A 457-nucleotide genomic window follows, 5' to 3' on the forward strand; every position below is an offset into this window, starting at 1 on the left:
ACGAACCCGTTCTGCTGCGGCTTGCCAGGCGCGATGTAGTGCCAGGCGACGCCACGCTCCTGCTGCCAGCGCAGCATCGCGTGCGAGGTCAGCTCGGTGCCGTTGTCGCTGACGATCAGCGCCGGGCGGCCGCGCAGCGCCACGATCCGGTCGAGCTCACGGCCAACGCGCAGGCCCGACAGCGAGGTGTCCGCCACCAGCGCAAGGCATTCGCGGGTGAAGTCGTCCACCACCGCCAACACGCGGAACCGCCGACCGCAGGCCAGCGCGTCGGAGACAAAGTCCAACGACCAGCGCTGGTTCATCCCCTGCGGCAGTGCCATCGGCGCCCGCGTGCCGAGCGCGCGCTTGCGCCCGCCACGGCGCCGTACCCCGAGGCGTTCCGCCCGGTACAGACGGAACAGCTTTTTGTGGTTCAGCCGGTGCCCTTCACGCGCCAGCAGGATGTGCAGGCGCC

The 457-nt window shown here is 70.7% G+C and carries 1 protein-coding gene; it reads right to left on the reverse strand.

What is annotated here, in order from left to right; all coding sequences use genetic code 11:
- Positions 1 to 457, reverse strand: a 457-nt coding sequence (locus AC1MIR_RS04205; RefSeq protein WP_480027056.1) for a DDE-type integrase/transposase/recombinase, incomplete at both ends; no start/stop codon positions are given.

Source organism: Falsiroseomonas sp. RANM36 (genome assembly GCF_056682175.1).